The sequence below is a fragment of the Leucobacter sp. PH1c genome, from assembly GCF_000633415.1.
In the GTDB taxonomy this organism is placed as follows: domain Bacteria; phylum Actinomycetota; class Actinomycetes; order Actinomycetales; family Microbacteriaceae; genus Leucobacter.
Map to the genome: position 1 here is coordinate 1 of NZ_AYMV01000016.1, position 22,599 is coordinate 22,599.

The window sequence follows — 22,599 nt, forward strand, 5'->3', positions numbered from 1 at the left end:
GATCAAAGTCGAGCCGATTTTGGGAGCGGGGGGGGCGGGGCGGCGGCGGGGCGGGACCGGGGACTGCAGCCGGGCGGGAGCCGCGCAGCAGGCAGAGCGGGGTAAGCAGTTACCCCGGCGAGAGTAGCGAGCCCCCTGGGCTCCGCCGATACGTCCTGAAGTACGGAAACACGTCCGCGAACGTCCAGGTCTCTTCCGCGACGGCCGCGAGGAGCTTCTCGCCCGCCTCAAACCAGGGATCCGGCAGCAGGCCACCGACCTCGCAGTCCTTTACGAGCGCCGCATCCCCCGCGCTGATCCACTGATCCGTCCACGACCGCAGTGCCGACTCGAGGGACGCGCTGAGGGCGAGCTGCCCGGGCGTCACCGGGCCGTCGACGCCACTCCAGAGCGGCCACGCACTCCCCCAGGCTGGCGTGAAGCGGATGCGCTGGAGCACCCCACGACGCGCGAGCTCGGCGCGCTTCTGCGCTCCGCTCACCGTGCTGAACGGCGGATGCGGCAGTGTGGCTCCGGAGCGGTCGTCCGCGATCCGGGGCCAGCTCGCTTCGCCGGGAAACCGATAGCGGTCGATGCGGGCGGGGAGGCTCATGCATCCGCAGTCTAGATCGTTCGCTCGACGGGCGGGGAGACAGGCAAGCGGGCAGCAGGCAGCCCCGCCACCCGAGGCGCTACTCCGCCGAGGGGCGCGCCGCTCCCGCGGCGTGGAGCTCACGGCACAGGGCCTCGGCGTCCGCCACCGAGAGGGTGAGCCGGTCGAAAGGCTGCCCGCCCGCGATCCCCACGGTCAGCGCCGGGCCGCGTCCGGATACGTTCCAGTAGTGGCGCTCGCCGCCGGGGTGGAAGGTGCCCGACAGCTTGCCCCCGACGTCGAGCCCGGGGCCGCGCCACCCCGTCGGCACGCGGAGCGGTGAGGGCTCCACAGCGACCTCGGTGATGCGCTCGAGCGGTACCTCGATGCGCCGCCGGAATCCCCAGATCTTGTCCATCCCCCGCGGGATCACCACGAGAGCGCCGCGCTCGATGGAGACCGCATTGCGCGCGCTCATCGGGCACCCTCCGGCGCCCAGACGAGCCGGAAGCGCTCGCAGAGGATCGGCATGTCCTCCGCGAAGCCCCGTCCGCTCACCCCGAAGGCGCGCCAGTAGGCCTCGTGCGTGTCGCGCCAGTCGGCGAGCGTGCGGTCGCCCTCCCCCTCCGCGTGCGCATGCTCGGCGGAGACCTCAGCGAACGGCACAGTCGCGAGCGCGGTCGTCTGGATCACGGCGCGCGGCGCACCCGCCCCGTCGAGGATGACGCTGTAGTCCCCCACGCGGGGCACGGCCTCCCCGGTGGCCTCGAGATCCCACACGGCGGTCGCGGTGCCCGTCTTCGTCCCCGCCCGGACGAGCGCGAGCAGTTCGTCCGCGTGCGCGGCCGTCGCCCCGAACGGCCATGCCTCGGGCACGGCCTCGGGAAGTCCCGGCACCGCGGCGCGGCAGCGCGCCCAGAAGGCGGCGACGCGCGCCTCAGCACCCTCCACGGTCGCGGCTACTCCGGGCGCAGCGCGAGGTACGCCTCACGCAGTGCGGGGTAGTACTGGTCGAAACCGGCGCGCTCGGTGTCCTCCGTCGCAGCCACCAGGAGATCCAGGTAGTACTCCCAGCCGGGGCCGATATCCCCCACGTCCGCATCCGAGTCGAGGTGGTGCACGAAACGCAGCAGCGTGTCCTCGTCCCCGTCCTCCTCCAGGCTGAGGTCGAGCTCCCAGCTCCCGTACTCGTCGACGGTGTGCAGGGCCAGCCGATGCGGCGCCTCGCACGCGACGATCCGGGCCCGGACCGCGGGCTCGCTCTCCTCGAAGCGCATGCGGATCCGCACGCTGCCGCCCGCGCGCGCGTCGCCCTCCCACGGACCGAACCAGCGCTCCGTGCGGTCGGAGTCCGTGAGGAACGCCCACGCCTCCTCGATCGGCAGCGCGAGCGAGCGCACGAGCACGAGATCGCGCCCCCGCGGCGTCGCGATCAGGCGACCACTGGCCTCCATCGTCATGGGGTCCCCGTTTCTTCGGTGATGTCCTCCCAGCGTACTCGGGGTTGCCCCGGCCCCGGGGGCGTCGCGTACACTCGACACCGTGAAGCACTAACGCAGCCCCGTTCCGCGCCCGAGGCAGAGGAACGCAGCACCGGTTCGAGCACGCTCCCGGCCCGCTGCGCACTCACCGCCCGGCAGAGCCCACGCTCGTTCCGAAAGGCCGCCATGCCCGCGCCGCACTCCCGTCCCTCCACCCGCCCCGCCCACGGCACCCCGGATCTCGCCGCCGCCAACCGCGCAGCCGCGCGGACCGCTTCCGGCGGAGCCGCACCACGCTCCGGCCACCTCTCGGCCACCGGGATCTCCGCGGGCGCCCCCGACCGCCGCATCCTCACAGACCTCACCTTCAGCGCGGCCCCCGGCGATCGCATCGGCGTGATCGGCGAGAACGGCACCGGGAAATCCACGCTGCTCGGCATTCTCGCCGGACGGATCACGCCCACCGCCGGAGAGCTCCGACTGCCCGGAACCGCGACCCACCCCGCACGCGTCGGGCTGCTCGCCCAGGAACTCGGCGTCTCCGAAACGACGGCGATCGGGCAGGTGCTCGACTCCGCGCAGCACACCGCTCGCAGGGTGCTGGCGGAGCTCGAACGGCTCGGGGCCGAAATCGCGGAGCGCCCCGAGGACCCCCGCATCGCCGCAGCGTTCGCGAGCGCGCTCGCCGAAGCCGAGCGGAGCGACGCCTGGGCCGCGGACGCGCTCCGCGGCGAGGTCGTCGCCGGGCTCGGGCTGGGCGGGATCCCCGAAGCCCGCCCGGTCTCATCCCTCTCGGGCGGTCAGCGGATCCGCCTCGCGCTCGCCGCAGTGCTCCTGGAGGCGCCGGAGGTGCTGCTGCTCGACGAGCCGTCGAATCACCTCGACGATGCGTCCTCGGCGTACTTGGAGCGGGTGCTCCGTGCGTGGCCGGGCATCGTGATCTTCGCGAGCCACGACCGCTCGCTCCTCGACGCCGTGGCGACCCGGATCCTCGATCTGGATCCGCTGCCTCGGCCCGCGCGGGAGCTCGCCGACGCGGTGTCGGTCGAGGCGCCACCCGGAGAACCGGCCGGAGGGCAGCCCGGCGCTCAGCCGACGGGTGGGGGCGCACCGCTCGGGGCGCTCGGGACCGAAAGGCCCGGGAGCCCGGCACCCACTCCCCCGGCACCCGAGAGCGCCGCGCCCGGCACCGACGACTCGGGATCCGGCTACGGCGCACGGCTCTGGGGCGTCGGCTACTCGGAGGCCCGGGCGGAACGCCGCGCCGAGCTCGTGCGCTGGCGCGAGCGCTACGCGGCCGAGTCCGAGGAGCTCGCCGCGCTCCGGCACGAGATCGAGGTGGGCTCGCGCGAGGTGAACCGGAAACACGAGTCGAAATCGGAGAGCCGCATCACCCGGAAGTTCTACGCCGACAAGGATGCGCGGGTCACCGCGCGGCGGGCGCGGAACGCCCGGGTACGGCTCGACGCGCTCGAGCGCACGCGCGTGCGGCGCCCGCCGGAGCCGCTGCGCTTCCGCGGCTTCGGATCGGGATCCCCCGGCTCGGAGTCGGGCCCCGTGCTGAGCGCGAGGGACGTCGCGGTCAACGAGCGGCTCGCACCGGTGTCGCTGGAGCTCGCACCGCGCGGCCGGCTGCTCCTCACCGGGCCGAACGGGGCGGGCAAGTCGACGCTGCTCTCCGTGCTCGCCGGTCGGCTGCGTCCCGATGCGGGCGCCGTCGAACGCACCGCGCGGGTCGGGCTCCTGCCCCAGGAGTTCGTGTTCCCGGATCCCAGCCGCACCGTGTCCGAGGTGTGGCGCGCGGCGCTCGGCGCCGAGCTCGGGGAGACCCTCGCGCCGACCGCGAGCGGACTCGTCTCATCGCGGGATCTGGATCGCCCGCTCGGCGCGCTGAGCGTCGGCCAGCGTCGGCGCGCGGCGCTCGCGCTGCTCATCGCGGATCCGCCGCCCGTGCTCATCCTCGACGAGCCCACGAACCATCTCTCGCTCACGCTCGTCGAGGAGCTCGAGGCCGCGCTCCGGGAGTATCCGGGCGCGCTCGTGCTCGCCTCGCACGACCGGTGGCTCCGCGAACGCTGGCCGGGGGATCTACTGGCCCTCGACGCCCCGGTTAGTCGCCGAAGCTGAACGCGGCAGCGCGCGCTGCGCTGCGGCGGTGACGCACGAAGAGCACGCCGCCCGCGACCACGTACACGACACCCGCGGCGAGGAACCAGCCCGCGCCCTCGGCGCCGCCGAGCTCGGGGATGCCCGGCAGGGCGACCGCCGGTTCGGCGCTCGCGACGGGGCCCGCCGCCGAGACGGCGTCCACCCCGGTGTCCGCGCCGGCATCGCCGGTCGTGGCCGATGCGGCGCTTGCCCCGCCGAGCACCGCGCCCACGAGCACGGCGACGCCGAGCGCCGCCTGCGCGCTCCGCCGAGCGAGCCGGTGGCCGAGCGATGCCGTCGCGGACGGGTGCCCGGGTGCCGGGTGCGGCGTGGCGGGACTCGTGCGTGCGGTCATCAGGGACTCCAGGATCTGCGTGCGGGTGCGAAGGACGGGTTCCAGTCTTCCCGGGCGTGGCGCAGTACGGGCCGGATCGTGCGCGGAACACGTGTACTTCGGCCCAGAATTGCGTGTTCCCGTGCCCGAACTAGGTAGTCCACGGCCCCGCGCCCACCCGAACCCGGGTGCGCGTCCCCCCGCGCTCCCGAGTTCGGGGGGACGAACCCCGAAATCGCGCCAAATCGAAGCCCTGAGCGGGGTTCTCCCTCCCTCGCGAAGCTTGCTAGCGTGGCTCATCGAGCGCGGAATCACGCGGGAAAGCGGGGCCAGAAACGACCATGAGCGAGATCAACATCGCGCACCCTCACGAATACGATCACCGGCACGCCGACGTCTCGTCGGGATGGCTGCGGGCGACCGTCTTCGGCGCGATGGACGGCCTCGTCTCCAACGTGGGCCTCATCGCCGGCATCGCCGCCGCGGGCGCGTCCTCGGGCATGGTCGTCGTCACGGGCGTCTCGGGCCTCATCGCCGGCGCGATCTCCATGGCGCTCGGCGAGTTCACCTCCGTGCGCACCGCGAACGAGCAGCTCGACGCCGAGGTGCGCATCGAGCGCGAGGCGCACACCCGCAACCCCGCGGGCGAGCAGGCCGAGCTCGCACTGCTCTTCGAGCGCCTCGGCATGCAGGAGGAGGTGGCGCGCGTCGCCGCCGGCCAGGTGCACACGAACAGCGAGCAGGCCGTGCGCGTGCACCTCGCACACGAGCTCGGTCTCAGCCCCGAGGAGAAGCCGTCCCCGTGGGTCGCGGCCGTTTCCTCGCTGCTCTCGTTCAGCGTCGGCGCACTGATCCCGATCCTGCCGTTCCTCTTCGGATTCGGCACGCTCGGCTGGGGGCTCGCCTTCGGCGGGCTCGGGCTGCTGCTCGCGGGCGGGCTCGCCGCGCGCACCACGCGCCGCAACTGGCTGCTCGGCGCTGTGCGCCAGCTCACGTTCGGCGGCGTCGCCGTCGCTGTGACGTACACGATCGGCACGCTGCTCGGCGTCTCGGCAATCGGCTAGCCCCTCGCGCGGCGCGTGCGGGGTGCGCGGGGCACGCACGCCGTAGGCTTACTGCATGCCCAGCCCCGAGTTCGTCGACGCCGTGCTCGCCGTGGTGCGCCGGATCCCGGCCGGCCGCGTCATGACGTACGGCGATGTGGCGCTGGCGATCGGCTCATCTGCGCCCCGCGCCGTGGGCCGAGTGATGGCGCTCTACGGCCACGCGGTCGCCTGGTGGCGCGTGGTGCCCGCGAGCGGTCTGCCGCCGCAGGGGCACGCCCCGCTCGCGCTCCCCCGCTACCGGGAGGAGGGGACTCCGCTGCGCCACGCCGAATCCCCGGACTACCGCATCGCGCTCTCGGCGGCTCGGCTGCCCTACACCCACGAGATCTATTCGGAGGTCGCGCTATGAGCGAGCCCACTCCTGCCCCGAGCGACGCGACCCCCGAGGACGCGGGCCCGGCCCCGATCCGGCTCGGCTTCGCCCGCGGCATCGCCCCGAGCACCTGGGCCCAGCGCTGGGAGACCGTCACCGGGTCCTCGCTCGAACTCGTTCCCGTGAAGATCGCCTACGGCCGTTCGGCCCGCGTCGAGTGCGACGTGATGATCGAGCGCGCGCTTCCGGGCGTGCGTCCGGGTGCCGCAGCCCCGGGCTCCGGCGCAGCCGAGCCCGCACCCGCCCGGCACGCCCTCCGCCTGTACGAGGAGACGATCACCCTCGTCGTCGACACCGACCACGAGCTCGCCGAGGCCGACGCGATCGAGCTGTCGGAGCTCGCGGCGGTGCGTCTGCTGGATCACCCCGATCACCCCGCAGAGTGGCCCGCTGCCGAGCCGTGGGAGGATCCGAGCTGGATGCCCCGCAACGTGCCGGCCGCACTCGAGCTCGTCGCCACGGGCGCGGGCGCGATCCTGCTCCCCACGCTGCTCGCGCGGCACCTCGTGGACAAGCGCCGCCACCGGATGATCCCGGTGACCGGCGCGGACGCGCTGCCCCGCACGGCCGTGTGGGCCACGTGGGACGTCGCCCGAGATGGCGCCGATGTGCAGCAGCTCATGGGCGTGCTCCGCGGCCGCACGGCACGCAGTTCGCGCTCGACGCCCGACGCCGAGCCCGCGCCCCGCGCGCCCCGGCCGGCGAAGAGCGCGCAGCAGCCGCAGAAAAAGAAGAAGGCGGGGCCGAAGCCCGGCTCGCGCGGTGCGCAGCTGGCCGCGACGAAGAAGAAGCCGCCGCACGCCCGGGGCCGCCGCTAGCTGTCGGCCACGGGGAGATCACCCCTGACGTGCCTGCCCACACGACACACGTGTGCAACGTGTCGACGGCGGATCATGCGCCGCGCACAGACATGCGCCTCAGTCCAGCCCGTGGGCAGGAGCGAAAGCTCGGACCGATCCAAGCAGCAACAGTGCGGCATTCCGTACTGTTTTCTTCCCGCTACGTGGTTCCTTGCCGAGTGTCCAACCTGGTTGGGTGAGACACTCGCCGAAGCTACGCCACCACACCACCACACCAGCCAGCAAATCCGCTCGACTGTGATCCGGTATCGGGGGCGAATACCGGATCACAGTCGAAGCGATCTTTGGGGTGGGCCGGGCACGGGCACGCACGGACACGGGCACGGGCGCGGGCACGCACGCCCGCACGCACGGGCGCGAGCCCGTCCCGCGCCCCGTTAGAGCTGCGAGGCGGGCACGTCGAAGGTTGCGCAGGCCGTCGGGCCCTGCTCGTACCCCGTGCGGAACCAGCGCTGCCGCTGCTCGGACGTTCCGTGCGTGAAGCGCTCCGGGTTCACGCCGACGCCCGCTGACTCCATGATGTGGTCGTCGCCCACCGCGGCAGCCGCGCTCATTGCGTCCGCGATCTGCTCGGCCGTGACCGGCTTCAGGAAGGGGACGCCCGCGCTATCCGTGACGCTCGACGCGTTCTGCACCCAGGCGCCCGCGAAGCAGTCGGCCTGGAGCTCGAGCCGCACCGAGCCCGAAGCCGCGCCCGATTCGCGGCCCACGCTCTGCAGCGAGCCGATGAGGTTCGAGATGTGGTGGCCCCACTCGTGCGCGAGCACGTACATCTGCGCGAGCGAGCCGTCCGAGGCGCCGTAGTCACGGCTGAGCGTGTCGAAGAACGCGACATCGATGTAGATCGTCTCGTCGGCCGGGCAGTAGAACGGGCCCGTCGCCGAGGAGGCTGCGCCGCACGGCGACTGCGTCTGGCCGCTGAAGAGCACCACGGGGCCCGGCGCCCGATAGTTGCCCACCTGCGTGGCCCAATAGCGGTCGAGCGAGTCGGCGGCGCCGTTCATCGCGCACTCCACATCCTGGTTCGCGTCGGCCCCGGTCTCGCAGTTGCTCAGGGCTCCGGCGTGCTCCTCGGAGACCGCGCCACCACCGAGCAGCTGCTCCGCGGCGGGCTGGAACGGCATCAGGTTGATCCCGAGCAGCTGCGAACCGAGCGCGAGGAGCAGCGCGATGCCCACTCCGCCGCCCGCGATCATGCCGCCGCGCCGGGCGCCGCCGCTGCGCTTCGAGACCTTGCTCGGGTCGATCCGAACGTTGTCGTTGAACGTCATGGGCGTCTCACTCTCCGTGGGTTTCGGCGGCGCGGTCGTCAGCGGCGCGGTCGTCGGCGGAACCGGCCGCCGCGTCCGCGAAGCGGTCCGTCGCGCGCACGAGGGCATCGATGATTCCCGGCTCGCTCGCGGCGTGCCCGGCGTCATCGATCAGCTCGAACTCCGCCGCCGGCCAGGCGCGGTGTAGGTCCCACGCCGTGCGCGCGGGGGTGCAGACGTCGTAGCGGCCCTGGACGATGACGCCCGGGATCCCGCGCAGCTTCTCGGCGGCGTCGCGGATCAGCTGCCCCTCCTCGAACCAGCCGCCGTGGGTGAAGAAGTGGTTCTCGATGCGGGCGAACGCGACGGCCGCCGCGGTGTTCGCGCGGGCCGCGGCGATTGCCTCGGCATCGGGGATGAGGCGGATCGTGGTGTTCTCCCACACCGTCCAGGCCACGCCCGCGGGGGTGTGGATCGCGGGGTCCGGATCGCTCAGCTGGCGCGCGTAGGCGGCGATCAGCTCGCCGCGCTCGGCTTCGGGGATTGGCGCGAGGTACTCCTCCCACGCGTCCGGGAAGAGGTGGGAGGCACCGTCCTGGTAGAACCAGTCGAGCTCGGCGCGGCGCAGCGTGAAGATCCCGCGCAGCACGAGCTCCGTCACCCGTTCCGGGTGGGTCTGGGCGTAGGCGAGCGCGAGCGCCGAGCCCCACGATCCGCCGAACACCTGCCACCGGTCGATGCCGAGGTGGGTGCGGAGCCGCTCGATGTCGGCCACGAGGTGCCACGTGGTGTTCGCCGAGAGCTCGGCATCGGGCGCGCTCGCGTGCGGCACGCTCCGCCCACAGCCGCGCTGGTCGAGGAGCACGATCCGGTAGCGCGCGGGGTCGAAGTAGCGCCGGTGATCCGGGCCGCAGCCGCCGCCCGGGCCGCCGTGGAGAAACACCACAGGCTTGCCATCGGGGTTGCCGCAGGTCTCCCAGTAGATCTCGTTGCCATCGCCCACGGGCAGCATGCCGTGCGCGGTGGGTTCGATCGGTGGATAGAGCGCTCGCAGTGCCATACCGCTCACTCTAATGCCCCGCACGGGTGCCGGGGCGGGCGGCTCGATCGCGCCTCCCGCCCCGGCACCGCACGCTAGCCGCGCGCAGCCTGCTTCGCCTGCTTCCGCAGCTCCTTCTCATGGATCGGCCAGGTGCCCGCGGCGCGCTGCGCCTCCACGTAGGCGTGCGCCTCGGCCTGACGCTCGGCCTCGATTCCCGTCGCGATCTCCGCGCGGAGCAACTCCGGTCCGAGCCCGAACGCGTCGACCAGGTCAAGCGCGTGGGGCCGCAGCCGCGCGATCAGCCGGTCGATGTACGCCGTCACAGCCTCGGCGCGCTGCCCCGAGATCCGGCCCTGCACGAGGTACCAGGCCGCGTGCTCCTCGATGAGGCCGAAGCCGAAGAGGTCGCGGAGCCAGGTGAGCACCTGCTGCGATCCGGGATCCGAGATCTGCTCGAGCGCCTCCGTGAACGCCTCCCACTGGAGCAGCTCAGCGTGCGCGCGGGCCGCCTCGATGAGCTTGTGCTGCTGCGCGTTGAACGCCTCCTCGTTCGCGATGGCCTTGCCCCGCGCATCGCCCTTCGGCACGTGCTTGGTCGCCTCGCGGAGGGCGAGCGCGATCTCCGAGACCATCGTCTCCACGCGGTCGGTGAGGAGCGCCCGCTGCGCCTCGGGGGTACGCATGCTCTCGACCGAACGCGCGACCCGGCCGAGGTCGGCGATGCTCTGGCCCATCTGGCGCAGCCCGAAGCGGCTCACCCGGTCGCCGAGCTGCGAGGCCGCAGCCTTCGCGATCGCCGCCTTGTCGCCGCCCGCGAACTGCTTCGCGTAGTCGGTGAGCAGGCGCTTCCCCACGAGCTGCAGGAGCACGTTGTTGTCGCCCTCGAAGGTGACGTAGATGTCGAGGTCCGCGCGGAGGCCCACGAGCCGGTTCTTCGCGATGAAGCCGGCGCCGCCCGTGGCCTCACGCGCCTCCTGCAGGGTCTCGAGAGCAGCCCAGGTGGAGAGGGGCTTCAGGCCAGCGGCGAGGGTCTCGAGGTCCTCGCGGTTCGCGTCCGTGTCCTTCGCTCCTGAGAACACCTCGTCGAACACCGTGAGCAGGCGCTCGCTCGCGAACGCCATCGCGTACGTCTGCGCGAGCTTCGGGATCAGGCGCCGCTGGTGCTGCCCGTAGTCCATGAGGACGGTCTCGCGGCCGGAGGCGCCCGGGAACTGCCGCCGCTCGCTGCCGTAGCGGATCGCGATCGTGAGGGCCGCCATCATGGCCTTCACCGCGGAGCCGTCGAGCGAGACGCGGCCCTGCACGAGCGTGCCGATCATCGTGAAGAAGCGACGGCCGGGGCTCTCGATCGACGACGAGTAGCTGCCGTCGGCCGCGACGTCGCCGTAGCGGTTCAGCAGGTTCTCGCGCGGGATCCGCACGTGCGTGAAGTGCAGGCGACCGTTGTCGATGCCGTTCAGGCCGCCCTTCACGCCGTCGTCCTCGCTGCCGACGCCGGGGAGCAGCTCGCCCTCGGGGGTGCGGATCGGCACGAAGAACGCGTGCACGCCGTGGTTCACGCCCTTCGTGATGAGCTGCGCGAACACGACGGCGGCCTGGCCGTGCAGCGCCGCGTTGCCGAGGAACTCCTTCCACGCGCCCGTGAACGGGGTGTGGATCTCGAACTCCTCGGTCTCGGGATCGTAGCTCGCGGTCGTCCCGACCGAGGCCACGTCCGAGCCGTGGCCGATCTCCGTCATCGCGAACGCGCCGGGAAGCTTCAGGCTCATCACGTCGGGCAGCCACTTCTCGTGGTGCGTGCGCGTGCCGAGGTGCAGGATCGCGGCGCCGAACAGCCCCCACTGCACACCGCTCTTGATCTGCAGCGAGGGATCGGCGAGCACGAGCTCCTGGAACGCGGCGATGTTGCCGCCGTGGTTGTCGCCGCCGCCGAGATCGCTCGGGTACGCGCGCTGAATCGCACCGTTCTCGACGAGGATCCCGAGCTGCTCGAGCACGCGGGCACGGTGCTCGTCCATCGACTGACCGTTGATGGTGTGCAGCCGCGGGTCGGCGGCGAGGGCGCGGGATTCGAGGCGCTCCCGCTTCCACTTGCCCAGCAGGGCGTCCCCCACGACGGTGGTGTCGATGCGGGCCTCGTTCGGGATGGTGTCGCTCATCGGTGCTCCTTTGGCGTGCGCGCGTGACCGCATCGGCGGTCGTCGGTTGACCTGCTGCCAGGCTAGGCCGCTCGCCCGAGGCGGACAACCGAGCGCGCGTCACCCGACAACGGCCGCCGCGCGCGCCGCGTACGCCATTGTCGAATGGCGCCAAATCGAGCACGCCAGATCTAGAGGTTCGCGCTAAGTGCGCGGTGCTCCCCACTGCCATGAGCACGCGGGCGGAGCCCGTTCAGCGCGGGTCGACCGCTCCCTCCGGAATGAAGTCCTCGAACACCTCGGGCACGATCCCCGCGTTCTCCAGCAGTTCGCGCGTGCGCTTCTGTCGTGTGCGCGCGATCACCGTCACGACCACGCCGTCCCGGCCCGCCCGACCCGTCCGGCCGGCGCGGTGGAGGTAGGTCTTGTAGTCGTCCGGCGGATCGGCCTGCAGCACGAGGTCGACATCGTCGACATGGATGCCGCGCGCCGCCACGTCGGTCGCCACGAGCACGGAGGCCTTCCCCGTCGCGAACTTCTCGAGGTTGCGCTCGCGGCGCGACTGGCTGAGGTCGCCGTGCAGCGCTGCGACGCGCAGCCCTGCGTCGGCGAGCATCTCGGCCACCCGCTCGGCGTACGCACGGGTGCGGCAGAACACGAGCACGCGGCCCGGCGTGCGGGCGAGCTGCACGAGCGCCTGGTCCTTGTGCTCCCAGAGCACGATCTGCACCCGGTGCCGGACCGTGCCGTCCGCCGCGGCCTCGGCCTCGTGCACGGCGGGATCCCGCAGGAACTCTTCGACAAGCTCGGAGACCCCGGCGTCGAGCGTCGCGGAGAAGAGGAGGCGCTGGCCGCCCCGCACCGTCTGGCGCAGCACCTGCTGCACGGGCTCGAGGAAGCCGAGATCGCACATGTGGTCGGCCTCGTCGAGCACGGTGACGAGCACCTCGCGAAGGTCGAGCTTGCGCCGGTTGACGAGATCCTGCACGCGGCCGGGCGTACCGATCACGATGTCGACGCCCCGCTGCAGCGCGTGCACCTGGGGATCGAGCGGGACGCCGCCGACGAGCTGCGCGGTGTAGAACCCCACGGAGCGCGCGATCGGCTGGATCGTGCGGTCGATCTGCAGCGCGAGCTCACGCGTGGGAGCGAGGATCAGGGCGCGCGGATTGCGCGTGGGCTTCTGCGGGGCGCGGGCGCCCCGCTCCCCGCGCTTCGGCTGCTTCGCCCCTCGCTCCTTCGCGCCGGGGGCCGCACCGAACGCACCCTGCGTCTTCAGCAGGAGGAGACGTTCGACGAGGCCGGAGCCGAAAGCGATCGTCTTGCCGGATCCCGTGCGCGCCCGCCCGAGCACGTCGCGACCGCGCACGATATCCGGGATCGTGGCGACCTGGATCGGGAACGGGCGGTCGGCGCCGAGCTCACCGAGCACGCGCACGATGTTGCCGCCGAGGCCAAGATCGCCGAAGCTGATGCCCGCGGCGTCCTCCGCTGTGGTGATACGGGCATCGAGGCGCGCGAGCGGCTGCTCGCGCGGGGCGCGCTCGCGGGGCGCGCGCTCCCGCTCGGTGCGCTCACGCGGGGCGCGCTCGGGGGCCATCCGCTCGTTCGTCGCGCGCTCGCCCCCGGAGCGACCGCTCGCCGCGCGGCCGGTGCCCGCGCGCTCGCGCCCGCCGCGGTCCCGCTCGTCGCGCCCGGAGCGCGCAGCACGCACGCCGCCCGGAGCGTCGGAGCGCCCCTGCTGCGCGTCGTCGGCACGGCTCGTGCCCTGCGCCTGCGCCCGCCCGCCGTGGAACTTGCGCCCCTTGGGCTTGCGCCCGGGCTCGTAGTTCGCGGGGGCCTTGAAGCCGCGTCGTCCCTTCTGGGCCATCTACTTCTCGTCGCTTTCCGTCGCTTCGCGACCGGTGGTGGGCTGCTGGGGGTCGGCATCCGCCGCGGGGTTCGCAGCTCCGGGGTTCGCAGCTCCGTGGTCCGCGGCTCCGGCCACGTCAGCGCCGGGAACCTGGGCGCCGGGCTCCTCGTCGACGTCCTGCGTCGCCTGCCAAAGCAACTGCTCCCAGTTCAGCTCGCCCGTCACGGGAGGAGCGGCGCCGTCCTCGCGGAACGCCCCGCTCGGGGCGGGCTCGGCCGATGCCGGTGCCGCCGCGGCAGTCTCCACCGCGGCGGCCTCTTCCGGTGCGGGATCCTCAGCGGCGGGATCCACAGCGGCGGGGTCATCAGCGGCGGGGTCCGCCTCCACGGCGTTCTCGGCTCCCGGATCCCGCACCGGAACCGGCACAGGAATCGGGGCAGGAACGGGCGCCGGAACCAGCGCCGGGACCGGCTCCGACTCCAACTCCGGCACGAGCTCGGGCTCAGAATCGGGCTCGGTCGCCGACTCCTGCGCGGGCTCGGCCGCCTCGGGCAGCGGGTTGTCCTCGCCCGTGAAGCCCAGCTGCGCGAGGTCCATCGACATCTGCTCGGTCTCGGGGCCCATCGCGGTCGGCTCCGAAGCGCCGGGCCCCTCGCTCGGGGCCGGCGGCAGCACGACGGCGGAGGGCTCGCCGTGGGCGCCCGCGGTCTCGGGGGCCGCGAGCCCGGCGCGCAGCAGTTCGCTGAGCACGGCCTGCCGGCGCACGGCCTCCTCCGCCTCGGCGGCGGCGTTCTCCGCGGCCTCGGCCTCGAGCGCCTCGGCACGGGCCAGATCCTGCTCCGCGGCGTGGGCCGCCTCGACCTCGGCGATCCGGGCGGCCTCGGCTGCGGCGGCGTCGCGGGCTGCGCGCTCCGCCTCCGCGGCGGCCGCGCGGGTCACCTCGGCGATGCTCGCCTCCTCGGCGGCCAGGCGCTCGGCCTCGGCCTGCTCCTCCGCGAGCCGATCGGCCTCCGCCCGCTCCGCGGCGACGCGCTCGGCCGCGACGCGCTCGGATTCCGCGGCGGCGGCCTCGGCGGCGGCTGTCTCAGCGGCGGCGGCTTCGGCCTCCGCGACCGCGACGGGGTCGATGCGGGGCGCATCGGCGAGCTCGGCCTCCACGATCGCCGCGGCCTCGCTCGCCGCGACCGGGGCGGGGAGCGCGTCAGCGGAGAACTCGGGGAGCACGTCGCCCGTGTCGCTCACGTCACCCGGAACGAGGACGGCGGCTTCCGGCGTCCCGGCCGAAGCGTCTGTCGCGCTCGTCGATCCTCCGCCGGTCGCCCGCACCGGCCCTGCCGCAGCGGTGCCGATGGCGCCCGTGAGCCCGGATCCCGCGAGCACCAGAGCGCCCCCGTCCCCGTCCCCTCGGAGGCCCTTCTTCCGCGCGCGCCGCTCGGCGCCGCCCTCGCGTCGCCGCTCGACCGCGTAGTACAGCGTCGGCAGCACGACCAGTGTGAGCACGGTCGACGAGAGCAGACCGCCGATCACCACGACGGCGAGCGGCTGCGAGATGAAGCCGCCCTTGCCCGTGATGCCGATCCCCATCGGCGTGAGCGCGAGGATCGTGGCGAGCGCCGTCATCACGATCGGACGCAGTCGCTGCAGGGAGCCGTGCACGACGGCGTCGCGGAGCGGTTCGCCGCGATCCCGGTACTGGTTCACGAGGTCGATCAGCACGATCGCGTTCGTCACGACGATACCCACCAGCATGAGCACGCCGATGAGCGAGGCCACGCCGAGCGGGATCCCCGTCGCGATGAGCAGCAGGATCGCGCCCGTGGCCGCAAAGGGCACCGAGATGAGCAGCAGCAGCGGCTGCAGCAGGCTGCGGAACGTCGCGACCATCACGACGTAGACGATCAGAATCGCGACGAGCAGCGCCAGGCCGAGCTGGCCGAAGGCCTCCGCCTGCTGCGACATCACGCCGCCGATCGAGGCGCTCGCGCCCGCAGGCAGTTCGACCCGGTCGAGCGCGGCGTTCACGGCGGTGCTCGCGGTACCGAGGTCGTCGCCCTCGGGAAGCGCCGAGATCGTCACCATGCGCGAGGTGTCCTCGGTGCGGATCGTCACGGGGCCGTCGGCCACCTCGACCGTCGCGAGCGCACTCAGGGCGCGCGGGCCGGAGGCGGTCTGGATCTGCAGCGCGGCGACGCCGGCGACGTCGTTCGGCGCGTCGGCGGTGGCGAGGTACACGGCCGTGCTCGTGTCGTCGATCGCGATCTGGCCGATCTGGGTCGGCTGCATCTGCCGGGCGACCTGCCCCGCGACCGCCGCCTCGCTGAGGCCGAGGTCCGCGGCCGCCGCGCGGTTCACCGTGACCGAGAGGTACGGACGTGACTGCGCGAGATCGCTCTCAACCTGCTTCAGGCCGGGCGCATCGCGGAGCTCCGCGAGCACCGCCTCGCTCGCGGTCTCGAGCGTGTCCTGATCCGGCGCCGTGACGCCGACCTCGATCGAGCTCGACATCGTGACGCCGCCGCCCGACTGGCCGAGGGAGAACTCCCCCGCGTCGTCGAGCGCGTCGACCGCGGCGCGGATCTCGTCCTGCACGACGGCCTGATCCGCGTCGGGCGAGGTGGTGAGCGAGTAGGTGATGGCCCCGTCGCCCCCGCCGCCGAAGATGGCCGCCATACCGCCGCCCGTGCTGCCGACGGTCACCTGCACGGAGTCGATCGCGCTCACGTCCGCGAGCGCGCCCTCGACCCGCTCCACCTGGGCGAGCTGCGCATCGAGGCTCGTTCCCGGCGCGAGCGTCTGCACGAGGCCGACCGAGTTCTGCTCGTCGGAGCCCATGAAGTTGGTCTTCATCAGCGGGGTCGCCGCGATCGTCGCGCCGAACACGAGCGCAGCGACCATGAGCGTCACCGCGGGGCGCCGCAGCGTCCAATCGATCACGGGCCGGTACCAGCGCTGCAGCGCCGTCGGCTGCGCGGCCGCGCGCGCGGTCTCGGGAGCCGCGCTCGAACGGCGGGCGCCCGGGCGCCCGAAGCGGGCGGCGAGCGCGTTCGGCTTCCGCCCCTCGCGCTCGGGCGAGATGAACCAGTACGCGAGCACCGGCACGATCGTCAGCGAGACGAGGAGCGACGCGGCGAGCGCGATCGTCACCGTGAACGCGAAGGGGCGGAAGAGCTCGCCCACCATGCCCGCGACGAAGGCCATCGGCAGGAACACCGCGACCGTCGTGACCGTCGAGGCCGTGATCGCTCCCGCCACCTCGCGGACTGCGCGCACGATCGTCGCGGCGCGATCCTCCTCGGAGACGAGGTGCCGCTTGATGTTCTCGATCACCACGATCGAGTCGTCCACCACACGGCCGATCGAGATCGTGAGCGCGCCGAGCGTGAGCATGTTCAGCGTGTAGTCGGCGAAGTTCAGGCCGACGAAGGTGAGGAGCACCGAGGTGGGGATCGAGATCGCCGTGACGAGTGTCGCGCGCACCGACATCAGGAAGACGAGGATGACGAGGACCGCGAAGAGGAGGCCGAGGAGCCCCTCCGTCGTGAGCGTCTCGATCGACTGCTCGACGTACGGCGCCTGGTCGAAGATCACGCTCAGCTTCGCACCGCCGAGCTGACCCTCCAGGTCCGCGAGCGTGCTCTGCACCGCGTGCGAGACGTCGACGGTGTTGGCCGCGGACATCTTCGTCACCCCGATCGTGAGGGCCGGGGCGCCGTCCACCCGGGAGATGCTCTCCACTGGACCGGGGCCGAGCTCGACCGTCGCGACGTCCGCGATGGTCACGGCCTGCAGCGCGGGCGCCGCGTCGGCCTCGGGCAGGGCGGTGGTGCGCGTGCGATCCGCCTGCGCGAGCGCCTCCTGCTGCGCCACGAGCGCCTGCTGCTGGGCCTCGAGCTGCGCGGCGCTGATGGGGATCGGAAGTGCCGCGATCTCGTCGGCCGAGGTGACCTCGGACCCGGCCTGCACGGCGAGCGTGCGGTCCCCGTCGGCGACGGTGCCCGCGGCGACGAGCACGCCGCTCTGCTGGAGGGCATCGGTGATCGACTGCGCGCTCAGGCCGAGCGAGGCGAGCGCCGCGGTGTCGGGGGTGATCGTCACCCGGTCGGGCCGCGCGCCCGCGAGCTGCGCGTCGCGCACCCCGGGCAGATCCGAGAGCTCGGGTACCACGACCCGCGAGATCAGCTCGGCCGCGGCCTCGGGGGTCTCGCCGTCCGCGGGGGTCACCGCGATCTGGATCACCGGGAAGTCGTCGATGCTGCCCGACATCACCTGGGTGTCCGACGCCTCGGGCAGGAGCTTCGAGATCCGGCTGATCGCGCGCTCCACCTTCTGCTCGGTCGCCGCGATGTCGACGCCGTAGGTGAACTGCGCGAGCACCATCGAGGCGCCCGTGCTCGACGTGGCGGTCGAGCTTTCGAGCTGGGGCACACCGCGCAGCGCCGTCTCGATGTGCTCCGAGACGTCGGCGTTAACCACCTCGGGCGAGGCGCCCGGGTAGCTCGTGACGACCGCGATCGCGGGGAACTGGACGGAGGGCATGAGCTCTTGCTTGAGCGAACCCATGCCGATGAGGCCGAACACCGCAGCTACGACGGTCACGAGCGCGATCAGGGCACGATTCTTCAGGCTGAGCGCCGTGAGCTGGTGCATGGGCTCGATTATCCCACGCCGCGCCGATCCCGCCCAGTTCGTCCTGCGCGCGATCCCGCACGACCCCGGTCCCCGACCTGGGCCCGGAGCAGCCATAATGCTGAGTATGCCGCTGTCTCGAAGCCGACGCACCCTGGGCGCTGTGACCCCTGACGATTTCCAGCGCCTGCGCGACCTGCGGCGCATGCAGCGCATCGCGGTCGGGCTGCTCATCGGCATGGCCGTCGTCTTCGTCGTCTCCTTTGTGCTGCAGGATCGCTACCCCTGGCTCGGCTACGTCCGCGCCGCGAGCGAGGGCGGCATGGTCGGCGCGCTCGCCGACTGGTTCGCGGTGACGGCGCTCTTCCGGCACCCCCTCGGGATCAAGATCCCGCACACGAACCTCATCTCCAACAAGAAGGACGAGATCGGAGCCGGCCTCGGCTCCTTCGTCGAGGAGAACTTCCTCGCCGACGATGTGGTGCACGCAAAGCTCTCGGAGATCAGCGGCGCGCGCACGGCGGGCCGCTGGCTGTCCGAGCGGGCGAATGCCGAGCGCGCGGCCGGCATGGTGGCGAGCGCGGGGCTCGGCGCGCTCACGGTGCTGAACGACAACGATGTGCAGGACTTCGTCGAGGGGCTCGTACGCAAGCACGTGGTCGACCCCGAGTGGGGGCCGCTGCTCGGGCGCGCGGCCGACTCCTTCGTCTCGGGCGGGCACCACGAGGCGCTCCTCGACATCGCGGCGGAGCGGCTCGAGGACTGGCTCGTCGGCCACCCGGAGGCATTCGACCGCGTCGTGTCGTCGCGGCTGCCCTCGTGGATGCCGAGCGTCGTCGAGAAGTTCGTCGACAACCGCCTCCACGCCGAGGCCGTCCGCTTCGCCCAGCGCGTCGCGGCCGAGCCCGAGCACCCCTTCCGCCTCGCCGTCACGAAGTTCCTGGGCGACCTCGCGCGGGACCTGCAGGAGCAGGAGCGCCTCCAGGGGCAGCTCGAGAACTTCAAGCACGAGCTCTTCGACAGCCCCCGCGTGCGCGCTCTCGCGACGAGCACCTGGGAGACCGCGCGGGCCGCGCTCGTCGAGATGCTGGAGGACCCCGAGAGCGACCTGCGCGTCCGCATGGTGAGCGCGGCTCAGGACTTCGGGCGCAAGCTCGTGGAGGACGCCACCCTCCAGTACAAGATCGATGTCTGGGTGATGGGGATCGTGGAGCACCTCGTGCGCAACTACCGCCACGACCTCGCCGGCGTGATCACGGAGACGGTGCAGCGCTGGGACGCGCGCGAGGCGGCCGAGAAGATCGAGCTACAGGTCGGGAAGGATCTGCAGTTCATCCGGATCAACGGCACCGTGGTGGGTGCCCTCGCCGGGCTGACGATCTTCGCGGTGGCCACGCTGGTGATCGCGCCGCTCGCCTCCTAGCCCGCCGGGACTCCTCGCCCGTCCGGCGTGCTCGCGCGTCGGACGGCAGGGCCGAGCCGCTGAGTCGCTGAGCAGGATCCGGCCGCGGGGCGGCGCCCGCAGCGCGAGGATCGCTCAGCGCAGCAGGGTCACGCGGCGCGGAAGCCCACGGGCAGCAGCAGGTCCTGCACCCGGTCCCGGGCCGCGGTGTGATCGGCGCGGGTCGTGATGGCGCAGCGGCTCACCCGGCAATCGAGCCCGTCGATCGTCGCGGGAGGCACGGTCAGCGTCGCCGTGAACGTGCCCGTCGCATCGTCGTCGTAGCTCTGCGTCGCGAACGCGCGCCAGGCCCAGTCGCTCGTGATCCACGCGCTCGACAGTCCCGTCTCGGCCTGGGCGCCGCCCGTCTCCGCCCCCTCAGGGATGCCCCCGAGGCAGGGGCCGGGCTTCTCCTCAGGCGACTCGGGAATTGCGCAGATCGCGAGGTATATTCCGATGCCGGAATCAAAACCGGTGCCCGTCACGACGAGTGACTCGCCCGGAGCGATCGCGTCGAGCTCGGCCGGCTTCCCATCGTTCGTCTCGGCGGAGAGCGTGCGCGTGCGCCCGTCGGCGCCGGTCGCGCTCACCTCGGAGACGAAGTCCTGCGGCACTTCCTGGCCCGATCCGCCCGCGCTCTGGTGCGTGAGGATCGGGAGCAGCACGGCGAGCGCACCGGCCAGAACGAGCACGGCCACTGCGAGCAGCGCGATGAGCACGATCCTGACTGGGCGCGGGCGAGAAGACGTCATGTGTTCATCGTAACCGGCCGATCTTCGCGCATGCCGGTCATGCTAGAATCTGCTCCATACGTCTATTTAAATTGGTACTTGCCTCGTGGAGCATATTCCGCGGGGCCCGAATGTGTAAGGGGGTCACGCATGGGGCGCGGCCGTCAGAAGGCAAAGCACACCAAGGTCGCCCGGGAGCTGAAGTATTTCAGCCCCGACACGAACTACTCGGCGCTTGAGCGAGAGCTCGCATCTGAATCCGAGAAGCATTCGGGCGAGGACCCCTGGGCCGAGTACGCGGACAAGTACAACACGGACGAGGACTCCGACGACGATTGACGTCGCGGCGCCGCCCCTGGCGCCCACCGAGTCGTTCAGCGCAGCGGGCCGATCGGTCCGCTGCGCTGCTGCGTGAGGATCCTCCGCTCGAACGACGCTTGCAGCCCGCACCGGGATGACGTGGAACCGGTGCGGGCTGTGGCGTTCCTGCGCGCGGGTCCGGCGGCGCGCCCTGCGCCAGGGACGGCGGGATGCCGGGGTGCCGGCCTCCCGGAACCGCAACGGCCCCGCCGCACCGGAGTGCGACGGGGCCGAATGCGCGGAACCGAGTGCGCGGGGACGGCGAGCCGAGCGTCCGCCGCCTCGCAGCGACTAGTGCTTGCCCTGGGCGGCGACCGCGGCAGCGCCTGCGGCAGCGGCCTCGGGGTCGAGGTAGCGGCCGGGACCCGTGGGCGTGCCGTCCTCCGCGATGTCGTAGACGAGCGGCATGCCCGTCGGGATGTTGAGCGACGCGATGTCGCCGTCGGAGATGCCCTCGAGGTGCTTCACGAGCGCGCGCAGCGAGTTGCCGTGCGCGGTGACGAGCACCGTCTGCCCCGCGTTCAGGTCGGGCAGGATCTCACCCTCCCAGTAGGGGATGAGGCGGTCGATGACGTCCTTCAGGCACTCGGTCTGCGGGCGCACGCCGTCGATGCCCGCGTAGCGCGGATCCCGCGCCTGCGACCACTCGCTCGCGTCGTCGAGGGCGGGCGGGGGCGTGTCGAAGGAGCGTCGCCACTCCATGAACTGCTCCTCGCCGTACTTCTCGAGCGTCTCCGCCTTGTCGAGGCCCTGCAGCGCGCCGTAGTGGCGCTCGTTGAGCCGCCAGGAGCGCTTCACGGGGATCCAGAGACGATCGGCGGTGTCGAGCGCCAGGTTCGAGGTCTGGATCGCGCGGCTCAGCACGGACGTGTGGAGCACGTCGGGCAGGAGGCCCGCGGCGGCGAGCTGCTCGCCCGCGCGCGCGGCCTCGCCACGCCCCTGCTCGGTGAGGCGGACATCGACCCAGCCGGTGAACAGGTTCTTCTGGTTCCACTCGCTCTGCCCGTGGCGCAGCAAGATCAGCGTGTTCGTCATGTCCCTAGCCTATCCGGTCGCCCGGGCGGGTCAGAGCCGCTTGAGGCGCGGGATCTCGCGGGCCGCGCCGGCGTCGGCGGGCACGATGACCTCCTGGCCCGCGGCGATCACCTCGGGGATCTCCGCGGGATCGGCCTGGGCGTCGGCCGCGTGCTCACCGCCGCGCACCTCGAGTTCGGCGTCCTCCGGGACGGAGCGCTTGAGCAGCGCGAGCGCCATGCCGCCCCACTCGTAGTGGAGGGCCGCCCGGGTGATCCGGCCGACGGGCCGGGCGCCGGGCGTGCGGGCCTCGCCCGCGCGGAACACGAGCGCGCCCGGCACGGGCAGCGAGCCGCCGGATCCGTCCAGGTGCAGCAGCGCGAGCCGGCGCGGCGGGTGGCCGAGGTTGTGCACCTTGGCGATGGTCTCCTGCCCGCGGTAGCAGCCCTTCGTGAGGTGCACCGCGGTGCGCAGCCAATCGAGCTCGTGCGGGATCGCGCGCTCGTCGACGTCCGCGTGCTGCGCGGGGCGCCAAGCACGGACCTCGAGCGCATCGAGCGCGAGCAGGCCGGCCACGGCAAAGTCGCCGGCGGCGGCGCGCGCGGCGAGGCCGGGGAGCGCGGTGCGCGGGAAGACGAACTGCGCGGCGCTCCACTCGGCGCCGGCGTGCTGCTCGGTCTTCGCGTACTGCACACCGCCCGGGAGGACGCCGCGCCACGGGTCTTCCCAGATCGCGGCGGGCTCGGCTGCGCGAAGCGCGTCGGCGGCGGGGCCCGCGAAGGCGAGCACGGCGGCGTACTCGTCGGAGGCGTCGCGCACGCTCACCCGGAGGGCGAAGCGCATGCGGGTGAGGAAGGCGGCGAGCGGCTCGGCGGAGCCCTCGTCGACGAGCAGCCAGCTCCGCTCGCCGTCGTCGACGATGCGGATGGCGCGCTCGATGCGCCCATTGGGGTCGAGGAGCATCGTCTCGGTGCTCACCCCGGGGCGCAGGCCAGCGAGCTGCTGGCTCGTCATCGAGTGCAGCCAGCTCAGGCGGTCGGCACCCTCGACGATGATCACGCCGCGGTGCGACAGCTCGACGATGGCGCGGCCCTCATCGAGGGCGCGCTGCTCAGCGAGCGGCTCGCCGTAGTGGGCGGGCACGCCGAGCTCCGGGACGACGATCGCCCCGGGAAGCTCACGGAAGGCGGTCATGTGGTCACCACCCCTCCGAGTGCGGGACGCAGGCGACTAGCGCTGCCCCTTGAAGAGCTTGTAGATGACAGTGCCCGA

At 72.6% G+C, this 22,599-nt stretch carries 19 protein-coding genes; 6 read left to right on the forward strand and 13 right to left on the reverse strand.

All coding sequences use genetic code 11. The features are described from left to right. Window positions 1-109: 109 nt before the first annotated feature. The 4 genes from U874_RS0105150 to U874_RS0105165 all read right to left on the reverse strand — a co-directional run bounded on the left by U874_RS0105150 (window position 110) and on the right by U874_RS0105165 (window position 2,031). A complete protein-coding gene (locus U874_RS0105150; protein WP_025133478.1) occupies window positions 110-592 on the reverse strand; it encodes a hypothetical protein in 483 nt (160 codons plus the stop codon). 79 nt (window positions 593-671) lie between these two features. Beyond that, complete coding sequence (locus tag U874_RS0105155) at window positions 672-1,049, reverse strand: hypothetical protein (protein ID WP_025133479.1); 378 nt, start codon at window positions 1,047-1,049, stop codon at window positions 672-674. Further along, window positions 1,046-1,522 (reverse strand): ASCH domain-containing protein, encoded by a 477-nt coding sequence (locus U874_RS0105160; protein WP_025133480.1) that lies wholly within the window; start codon window positions 1,520-1,522, stop codon window positions 1,046-1,048. The genes U874_RS0105155 and U874_RS0105160 overlap by 4 nt, the downstream gene beginning before the upstream one ends. Before the next feature lie 8 nt (window positions 1,523-1,530). Continuing rightward, window positions 1,531-2,031 (reverse strand): SRPBCC family protein, encoded by a 501-nt coding sequence (locus tag U874_RS0105165; protein ID WP_025133481.1) that lies wholly within the window; start codon window positions 2,029-2,031, stop codon window positions 1,531-1,533. 207 nt (window positions 2,032-2,238) lie between these two features. On the opposite strand from U874_RS0105165, the gene U874_RS0105170 reads away from it, so the two are divergent. Beyond that, the gene (locus U874_RS0105170; RefSeq protein WP_025133482.1) at window positions 2,239-4,179 is read left to right on the forward strand and encodes an ABC-F family ATP-binding cassette domain-containing protein; all 1,941 of its coding nucleotides are present in this window, start codon (window positions 2,239-2,241) and stop codon (window positions 4,177-4,179) included. On the opposite strand, the gene U874_RS0105175 is transcribed toward U874_RS0105170, so the two are convergent. Continuing rightward, window positions 4,163-4,555 carry a hypothetical protein gene (locus U874_RS0105175; RefSeq protein ID WP_025133483.1) on the reverse strand — a complete coding sequence of 131 codons (393 nt, stop codon included), beginning with the start codon at window positions 4,553-4,555 and terminating at the stop codon, window positions 4,163-4,165. The two genes, U874_RS0105170 and U874_RS0105175, sit on opposite strands and share 17 nt — an antisense overlap. Before the next feature lie 320 nt (window positions 4,556-4,875). Between U874_RS0105175 and U874_RS0105180 the strand changes: the two genes are divergently transcribed. The 3 genes from U874_RS0105180 to U874_RS0105190 are packed head-to-tail and all read left to right on the forward strand — an operon-like array spanning window position 4,876 to window position 6,831. Then, complete coding sequence (locus U874_RS0105180) at window positions 4,876-5,598, forward strand: VIT1/CCC1 transporter family protein (RefSeq protein ID WP_025133484.1); 723 nt, start codon at window positions 4,876-4,878, stop codon at window positions 5,596-5,598. Between the two features lie 55 nt (window positions 5,599-5,653). Continuing rightward, the gene (locus U874_RS0105185; RefSeq protein ID WP_025133485.1) at window positions 5,654-5,989 is read left to right on the forward strand and encodes an MGMT family protein; all 336 of its coding nucleotides are present in this window, start codon (window positions 5,654-5,656) and stop codon (window positions 5,987-5,989) included. Beyond that, on the forward strand, window positions 5,986-6,831 hold the full coding sequence (locus U874_RS0105190) for a LysR substrate-binding domain-containing protein (RefSeq protein WP_025133486.1): 846 nt from the start codon (window positions 5,986-5,988) through the stop codon (window positions 6,829-6,831). Before U874_RS0105185 ends, U874_RS0105190 begins: the two co-directional genes overlap by 4 nt. 419 nt (window positions 6,832-7,250) lie before the next feature. Here the strand turns inward: U874_RS0105190 and U874_RS0105195 are convergent, their stop codons facing one another. The 5 genes from U874_RS0105195 to U874_RS14195 all read right to left on the reverse strand — a co-directional run bounded on the left by U874_RS0105195 (window position 7,251) and on the right by U874_RS14195 (window position 17,802). Next, window positions 7,251-8,144, reverse strand: a complete 894-nt coding sequence (locus U874_RS0105195; protein WP_025133487.1) for a neutral zinc metallopeptidase — start codon at window positions 8,142-8,144, stop codon at window positions 7,251-7,253. 7 nt (window positions 8,145-8,151) lie between these two features. Further along, window positions 8,152-9,177, reverse strand: coding sequence for a prolyl aminopeptidase (pip, locus tag U874_RS0105200; RefSeq protein ID WP_025133488.1), 1,026 nt, complete (start codon window positions 9,175-9,177; stop codon window positions 8,152-8,154). 80 nt (window positions 9,178-9,257) lie between these two features. After that, entirely contained in the window at window positions 9,258-11,324 is a 2,067-nt protein-coding gene (locus U874_RS0105205; protein ID WP_025133489.1) for an acyl-CoA dehydrogenase, read from the reverse strand. Between the two features lie 232 nt (window positions 11,325-11,556). Further along, entirely contained in the window at window positions 11,557-13,173 is a 1,617-nt protein-coding gene (locus tag U874_RS0105210; RefSeq protein ID WP_025133490.1) for a DEAD/DEAH box helicase, read from the reverse strand. Further along, window positions 13,174-17,802: an efflux RND transporter permease subunit gene (locus tag U874_RS14195; protein ID WP_025133491.1), complete on the reverse strand. Its 4,629-nt coding sequence runs from the start codon at window positions 17,800-17,802 to the stop codon at window positions 13,174-13,176. A gap of 106 nt (window positions 17,803-17,908) precedes the next feature. Here U874_RS14195 and U874_RS0105220 point away from each other — a divergent pair, with 106 nt between their 5' ends. Then, a complete protein-coding gene (locus tag U874_RS0105220; RefSeq protein WP_025133492.1) occupies window positions 17,909-19,204 on the forward strand; it encodes a DUF445 domain-containing protein in 1,296 nt (431 codons plus the stop codon). 128 nt (window positions 19,205-19,332) lie between these two features. On the opposite strand, the gene U874_RS0105225 is transcribed toward U874_RS0105220, so the two are convergent. Then, complete coding sequence (locus U874_RS0105225) at window positions 19,333-19,974, reverse strand: hypothetical protein (RefSeq protein WP_025133493.1); 642 nt, start codon at window positions 19,972-19,974, stop codon at window positions 19,333-19,335. A 129-nt stretch (window positions 19,975-20,103) separates the two neighbouring features. Between U874_RS0105225 and U874_RS0105230 the strand changes: the two genes are divergently transcribed. Next, on the forward strand, window positions 20,104-20,292 hold the full coding sequence (locus U874_RS0105230) for a DUF3073 domain-containing protein (protein WP_025133494.1): 189 nt from the start codon (window positions 20,104-20,106) through the stop codon (window positions 20,290-20,292). 312 nt (window positions 20,293-20,604) lie between these two features. Here the strand turns inward: U874_RS0105230 and U874_RS0105235 are convergent, their stop codons facing one another. Then, window positions 20,605-21,348 (reverse strand): phosphoglyceromutase, encoded by a 744-nt coding sequence (locus tag U874_RS0105235; RefSeq protein ID WP_025133495.1) that lies wholly within the window; start codon window positions 21,346-21,348, stop codon window positions 20,605-20,607. A 30-nt stretch (window positions 21,349-21,378) separates the two neighbouring features. Next, on the reverse strand, window positions 21,379-22,521 hold the full coding sequence (locus tag U874_RS0105240) for a folate-binding protein YgfZ (protein ID WP_025133496.1): 1,143 nt from the start codon (window positions 22,519-22,521) through the stop codon (window positions 21,379-21,381). Window positions 22,522-22,599: the final 78 nt, after the last annotated feature.

Bases quoted from the DNA above. Each gene is read 5' to 3' on its own strand.
- U874_RS0105150 (WP_025133478.1), bottom strand. From the start codon at position 592: ATGAGCCTCCCCGCCCGCATCGACCGCTATCGGTTTCCCGGCGAAGCG.
- U874_RS0105155 (WP_025133479.1), bottom strand. From the start codon at position 1,049: ATGAGCGCGCGCAATGCGGTCTCCATCGAGCGCGGCGCTCTCGTGGTG.
- U874_RS0105165 (WP_025133481.1), bottom strand. From the start codon at position 2,031: ATGACGATGGAGGCCAGTGGTCGCCTGATCGCGACGCCGCGGGGGCGC.
- U874_RS0105170 (WP_025133482.1), top strand. From the start codon at position 2,239: ATGCCCGCGCCGCACTCCCGTCCCTCCACCCGCCCCGCCCACGGCACC.
- U874_RS0105175 (WP_025133483.1), bottom strand. From the start codon at position 4,555: ATGACCGCACGCACGAGTCCCGCCACGCCGCACCCGGCACCCGGGCAC.
- U874_RS0105180 (WP_025133484.1), top strand. From the start codon at position 4,876: ATGAGCGAGATCAACATCGCGCACCCTCACGAATACGATCACCGGCAC.
- U874_RS0105185 (WP_025133485.1), top strand. From the start codon at position 5,654: ATGCCCAGCCCCGAGTTCGTCGACGCCGTGCTCGCCGTGGTGCGCCGG.
- U874_RS0105190 (WP_025133486.1), top strand. From the start codon at position 5,986: ATGAGCGAGCCCACTCCTGCCCCGAGCGACGCGACCCCCGAGGACGCG.
- U874_RS0105195 (WP_025133487.1), bottom strand. From the start codon at position 8,144: ATGACGTTCAACGACAACGTTCGGATCGACCCGAGCAAGGTCTCGAAG.
- U874_RS0105205 (WP_025133489.1), bottom strand. From the start codon at position 11,324: ATGAGCGACACCATCCCGAACGAGGCCCGCATCGACACCACCGTCGTG.
- U874_RS0105210 (WP_025133490.1), bottom strand. From the start codon at position 13,173: ATGGCCCAGAAGGGACGACGCGGCTTCAAGGCCCCCGCGAACTACGAG.
- U874_RS14195 (WP_025133491.1), bottom strand. From the start codon at position 17,802: ATGCACCAGCTCACGGCGCTCAGCCTGAAGAATCGTGCCCTGATCGCG.
- U874_RS0105220 (WP_025133492.1), top strand. From the start codon at position 17,909: ATGCCGCTGTCTCGAAGCCGACGCACCCTGGGCGCTGTGACCCCTGAC.
- U874_RS0105225 (WP_025133493.1), bottom strand. From the start codon at position 19,974: ATGACGTCTTCTCGCCCGCGCCCAGTCAGGATCGTGCTCATCGCGCTG.
- U874_RS0105230 (WP_025133494.1), top strand. From the start codon at position 20,104: ATGGGGCGCGGCCGTCAGAAGGCAAAGCACACCAAGGTCGCCCGGGAG.
- U874_RS0105235 (WP_025133495.1), bottom strand. From the start codon at position 21,348: ATGACGAACACGCTGATCTTGCTGCGCCACGGGCAGAGCGAGTGGAAC.
- U874_RS0105240 (WP_025133496.1), bottom strand. From the start codon at position 22,521: ATGACCGCCTTCCGTGAGCTTCCCGGGGCGATCGTCGTCCCGGAGCTC.